We start from the raw sequence: 5,589 nt of genomic DNA, 5'->3' as shown, positions 1-5,589 counted from the left end.
GGCTCTACCCCGCCCCCCCGCTGGTGCCCCCCCACCCCGGGGCCGCCGGTGACCCCGCCGGGGGGGGCCCCCCCGCCCGGCGGGCCCGCGTTCCCGGACCTCCGGGAACGCGGGCACTCGGGCATGCGGCGCCCAGGCCTCCAGGCCGTGTGCCTCCTCGAGCGGTCAGGCCTCCTTGAGCCGGCCGCCGCCCGCCCGCTCCGCGGCCTCGGCCGCCTTGCGGGCCCGACGCCGTTCGCGCCGCGACCGCCGCGCCGAGCTGCTGGGTTCGGACAGGACGCCGTAGCGCTGGTTCCAGGTCTGCCGCGTCACCCACACGTCCGCGACCCCCCAGGTGGCCACCACGGTGGCGGCGATCGCGGCCATCATGACCGGGAACGCCAGCCACGAACCGGTGACGCTGAACAGCACGGTCACCGAGCCGAGGATCAGCCCCACCGATATGAGCAGGACGGCCCGGACGGCGGATTCGCGGACGGGGTCCGGCATCCTGCGCCGCGGCTTCGGCTCCTCGGCCCACAACTGCCGCACCTGCGCGGCCTCGGGGCCCGAGCGGTAGCCGTAGCCGAAGTCCGCCCCCGAGACGTAGCCGTAGTCCTCGTACCGGCCGTAGCCGTTCTCCGTCGTGTCCGTCGTGTCCGTCGTGTCCGGCGCCTGCGTCGCCGTGTCGGTGTCACTCATGGTCGTTCTCACTCTGCATGGTCGTTCAACTCCCCACCTCGCGGCTCCCCGGGCCGCTCCTGAACAGATAGACGAACGACAGCCGCTGGGGTTGCCCCGGAACCCCGCTTCTTTTCGTCGCGGAACGAATGATTCCAGCCATCCGTGCCACCTGGGGAACTGACGCCCCACCAAGTGTCATCTCACACATTTCGGTCCGCTCCTGCCCGGAAGTATCCGACAACTGGTGATCTTCATCCAGGGGGGCGGCCGAAAACGTCCGGACACGCCTTCGAGTTGGTCACGGGGCAGTAGTAGGCTCACGCCGTTTATTGACGGAACACATACCCCGGACACGGGGGTTGAGCTGGGGGAGGCCATGCGCTTTCGCGGGAAAACCATCCGCCGGAAGATCGTGGCGCTGCTGCTCGTGCCGCTCGTCTCGCTCACCGCCCTGTGGGGGTTCACCACCGTCATCACCGGCCTCGAGGCGGTGCAACTCCTCGAGGTCGGGCCCGTCATCCAGAAGGTCGGCTACCCGATCGAGGACGTCGTACGCGTCGTCCAGAAGGAGCGCCGCCAGACCCTGGTCCTGCTCGGCGACCCGCGCGCCGCGCAGTCGATCACCGAACTGGCCCGCCGCCGCACCGAGACCGACCGCATGGTCGCCCGGATCCGCCAGGACTCCCGCGACCCGGAGGTCCAGGAAGAGCTGCCCGCCGAGACCCTGGGCCAACTCCACTCGATCTTCGAGGCCTTCGACGGCATCGACGCCCTGCGCCGCTCAGTCGACCGCACCGAACTCGACCCGGACCAGGCGCTCGAGCTCTACGACCGGCTCGTCGACCCCTGCTACACCTTCCTGATGAACCTCCACGGCCTCGACAACGTGGAGATGGACAAGCAGGGCCGCGCCCTGGTCGGCGTCACCCGCGCCCGCGAGACCCTCTCGCGCCAGGACGCCGTGATCGCCGCCGCGCTCGCCGCCCGCCGGGTCACCCGCCAGGACACCCGCACGATCTCCGACCTCATCGCCAACCGGCGACTGCTCTACGACGTCAACCTCGTCACGCTCCCCGCCGACGAGCGCGAGCGCTTCGAGGGCTACTGGCTCAGCCCCGCCACCCGCCCGCTGCGGGACGCCGAGGAGGCCCTGATCGCGCAGGGCGCCACCAACCGCCCGCGCACGATCACGGCCGCCCACTGGGACGAGCTCGCCTCCCGCGTGCTGTCCGACCTCGCCACGATGGACACCGCCGCCGGCGACCGCTACCAGGACCGGGTCAAGCCCCTGGCCATGGGCGTCGTCCTCAAGGCCGCCGCCGCGGGTGTCCTCGGCTTCCTCGCCCTGCTCTTCTCCGTGGTCCTGTCCGTGCGCATCGGCCGCGACCTGGTCCGCGACCTGTCCCGGCTGCGCAAGGAGGCGCACGAGGTCTCCGGCGTCCGGCTGCCCAGCGTCATGCGCCGGCTCGCCGCCGGCGAGCAGATCGACGTCGAGACCGAGGCCCCGCGCCTGGAGTACGAGAAGGACGAGGTCGGCCAGGTCGGCCACGCCCTCAACACCCTCCAGCGGGCCGCCGTCGAGGCCGCCGTCAAGCAGGCCGAGATGCGCCGCGGCGTCGCGGAGGTCTTCGTCAACCTCGCCCGCCGCAACCAGGTGCTGCTGCACCGCCAGCTCACCCTGCTCGACACCATGGAGCGCCGCACCGAGGACGCCGAGGAACTCGCCGACCTCTTCCGCCTCGACCACATGACCACCCGCATGCGCCGGCACGCCGAGGGCCTGGTGATCCTCTCCGGCGCCGCCCCCTCCCGGCAGTGGCGCAAGCCCGTCCAGCTCATGGACGTGGTCCGGGCCGCCGTCGCCGAGGTGGAGGACTACGAGCGCATCGAGGTCCGCCGACTTCCCCGGCTCGGGATCACCGGCCCGGCCGTCGCCGACCTCACCCACCTCGTCGCCGAACTCCTCGAGAACGCGACGGTGTTCTCGCCCCCGCACACCGGGGTGCAGGTGCACGGCGAGCGCGTGGCCAACGGCTTCACCCTCGAGATCCACGACCGCGGCCTCGGCATGACCTCCGAGGCGCTGCTCGACGCGAACCTCCGGCTCGCCGAGACCCCCGAGTTCGAGCTCTCCGACACCGACCGGCTGGGCCTGTTCGTGGTCAGCCGGCTGGCCCGCCGCCACTCCGTACGCGTCTCCCTCCAGCCGTCCCCGTACGGCGGCACCACCGCCGTGGTGCTCATCCCGGCGGCGCTGCTGACCGAGGCGCCCGAGACCAACGGCGTGGGCCTGCGGCTCGAGAAGGCCGCGGAGCGCCCGGCGGTCGGCAGCGGCAGTGGCCGCGGACACGCCGCGCTGGGCCCGGCGGGCCGTTCGGGCACCGCCTCCGGACGCCCCGCCGTCCTCGACGGCCCGGTCGAGCTGGAGCCCCCGCTCAGCGTGCTGGGCCTGGACGGGGCCGCGTCCCTCGACGGCATCCCCGGCATCGACGACGCGCCCTCGCGCGGCGGCCTGCTCGGCGCGCCCCGCGCCTCCTCGGGCGCCCCCGCGGCCCGGCCCGCCCGGCCCGCCACCGGTCCGGTCCGGCTGGAGAGCGCCCGCGAGGAGGTCGACCGCGCCGACGGCCCCCGCCTGGAGCCCGCCCGCACGGACGGGACCCGCGCGGAGGGCGTCCGTTCGGAGGGTGTCCGTTCGGACGGGGCCCCCGGGGAGGGTGGCCGCCCGGCCCCCGGCGCCCCGGTGCCGCTGCCGCGGCGTCGGCGCACGCCGACGCTGGTGGCCGTACGCGAGGACGCCGCGGAGGCCAGCGCGCCGGCACCCGCGCCCGCTTCGGCACCCGTGCCGGCGCCTGCGCCCGCGCCGGCGCCTGCGCCCGCGCCGGCGGGCCCCGGTGGCCTGCCCCGCCGGGTCCGCCAGGCCAACCTCGCCCCCCAGCTCAAGGGCGGTCCCGCCCCGGCCGAGCGGAAGCCCGACCCGGTGGCCGACCGCGACGCCGAGGAGGTGCGCAGCCGCATGTCCGCCCTCCAGCGGGGCTGGCAGGCCGGCCGCCGGCACTCTCCCCAGCCCCCGGGCCCGCGGCCCGAGCGCGGCGCAGAACACGCAGAACCCGACAGCAACACACGCAGCACATCGGAGGGGGACGGTCGATGACCGCACCGCAGACCGCAGCGCACACCGCCGCGAGCCGGGGATCCGGCCAGCTCAACTGGCTCCTCGACGAGCTGGTCGACAAGGTCGGCAGCATCCGCAAGGCGGTGGTCCTCTCCGGTGACGGACTGCCCACCGGGGCCTCCCGGGACCTGACCCGCGAGGACAGCGAGCACCTGGCCGCCGTGGCCTCGGGCTTCCACAGCCTCGCCAAGGGCGTCGGCCGCCACTTCGAGGCCGGCTCCGTCCGCCAGACCGTGGTCGAGCTCGAGGACGCGTTCCTGTTCGTCACCGCGGCCGGCGACGGCAGCTGCCTGGCCGTCCTGTCGGACGCCGACTCGGACGTCGGCCAGGTCGCGTACGAGATGACCCTGATGGTCAAGCGCGTGGGTGCCCACCTGGCGACCGCGCCGCGCGGCGGAGCACCAGCCGGAGGGTGAGGCGGACGGCATGACCGATCCAGGCCGCCACTGGTTCGACGACGAAGCGGGCCCCGTCGTCCGCCCGTACGCCATGACCCGGGGCCGCACCCGCGGCGTCGGCCAGCACAGGCTCGACCTGATCGCCCTCGTGGTGGCGGAATCCGCCGCCGAGGACCCGGTCTGGGAGCAGACCCTGTCCCCGGAGCACGCCGACATCCTCGGGCTCTGCCGGTCCAGGGCCCAGTCGGTCGCCGAACTGGCGGCCGAACTCGACCTGCCCGTCGGGGTGATCAGGGTGCTCATCGGCGACCTCGTCGAGGACGAACTGGTCCACGTGAGCCGACCGGTGCCGCCGGCGGAACTGCCCGACGAATCCATTCTCCGAGAGGTGATCGATGGCCTTCGGGCGCTCTAGCCGCACCGCCGACGGCCCGGCCCGACGGCCGGGCCCCGCGGCGGTCGAGCCGCTGACCCTGAAGATCCTGGTCGCCGGCGGCTTCGGGGTAGGCAAGACCACCCTGGTGGGAGCCGTCAGCGAGATCCGCCCGCTGCGCACCGAGGAGGACCTCTCGGAGGCCGGGCGCCCGGTCGACGACACCCACGGCGTGGAGGGCAAGTCCACCACCACCGTGGCCATGGACTTCGGGCGGATCACGCTGCGCGAGGACCTGGTGCTGTACCTCTTCGGCACCCCGGGCCAGGACCGCTTCTGGTTCCTGTGGGACGAGCTGGCGCAGGGCGCGCTGGGCGCGGTGGTGCTGGCGGACACTCGGCGCCTCGAGGAGTGCTTCGCCGCCGTGGACTACTTCGAGCGGCGCGGGATCGCGTTCCTGGTGGCCGTGAACTGCTTCGACGGGGCGGCGCGGCACGCGGCGCAGACCGTCCGGGAGGCGCTGGACCTCGACCCCGAGGTGCCCGTGGTGCTGTGCGACGCGCGCGAGCGGTCCTCGGTCAAGGAGGTGCTGGCGGGGGTCGTGGAACACGCCCTGGCGCTGGCGCGGACCCGCCGGGAGCCGGCTCCTGCGTGAGGCGGCTCGAGTGACGTGAAACGTAGGTGAAGGCCGCGGCCCGTACCCCCGCCGACTGGGGTACGGGCCGCGAGCGGTTCCTGGAGTGTTCTCCTGCTGCGGGGGGTCGTCAAGCGTCCGCGCGGGGTGAGGTGCTCGAGTCCCTCGGGTGGGTGCGGGATGGGTGTGGGTGGGTGGGGGATGCGGGTGGGTGGGTGGGTGCGGGATGGGTGCGGGTGCTGGGATCCCTGACCGGTCAACTTGACCCGGCCCTAAAGGACCGGGCTTGGAGGTAGTGCCCAACTGGCTGCTGGGTTGGCTCCTCCGTCCAGACACCCCGTTATGGGGT

The 5,589-nt window shown here is 73.8% G+C and carries 5 protein-coding genes; 4 read left to right on the top strand and 1 reads right to left on the bottom strand.

The window, feature by feature from the left end:
• Positions 1–165 precede the first annotated feature (165 nt).
• Entirely contained in the window at positions 166–681 is a 516-nt protein-coding gene (locus tag ACIQCH_RS38285) for a hypothetical protein (protein ID WP_402588977.1), read from the bottom strand.
• 358 nt (positions 682–1,039) lie between these two features.
• On the opposite strand from ACIQCH_RS38285, the gene ACIQCH_RS38280 reads away from it, so the two are divergent.
• Genes ACIQCH_RS38280 through ACIQCH_RS38265 form a run of 4 tightly spaced genes read left to right on the top strand, consistent with a single transcriptional unit; the run spans position 1,040 to position 5,261 of the window.
• Complete coding sequence (locus ACIQCH_RS38280) at positions 1,040–3,814, top strand: nitrate- and nitrite sensing domain-containing protein (RefSeq protein WP_402588975.1); 2,775 nt, start codon at positions 1,040–1,042, stop codon at positions 3,812–3,814.
• Entirely contained in the window at positions 3,811–4,251 is a 441-nt protein-coding gene (locus tag ACIQCH_RS38275) for a roadblock/LC7 domain-containing protein (RefSeq protein WP_402588973.1), read from the top strand. The genes ACIQCH_RS38280 and ACIQCH_RS38275 overlap by 4 nt, the downstream gene beginning before the upstream one ends.
• Before the next feature lie 10 nt (positions 4,252–4,261).
• A complete protein-coding gene (locus ACIQCH_RS38270) occupies positions 4,262–4,648 on the top strand; it encodes a DUF742 domain-containing protein (RefSeq protein ID WP_402588971.1) in 387 nt (128 codons plus the stop codon).
• Positions 4,629–5,261, top strand: coding sequence for a GTP-binding protein (locus tag ACIQCH_RS38265; RefSeq protein WP_402588969.1), 633 nt, complete (start codon positions 4,629–4,631; stop codon positions 5,259–5,261). Before ACIQCH_RS38270 ends, ACIQCH_RS38265 begins: the two co-directional genes overlap by 20 nt.
• The last annotated feature ends 328 nt before the right edge of the window (positions 5,262–5,589 follow it).

The sequence above is a fragment of the Streptomyces sp. NPDC093225 genome (assembly GCF_044753805.1).
In the GTDB taxonomy this organism is placed as follows: Bacteria; Actinomycetota; Actinomycetes; order Streptomycetales; family Streptomycetaceae; genus Streptomyces.
Note: the sequence above shows the minus strand (reverse complement) of the source record. Positions and strands in the feature narration are given on the sequence as shown.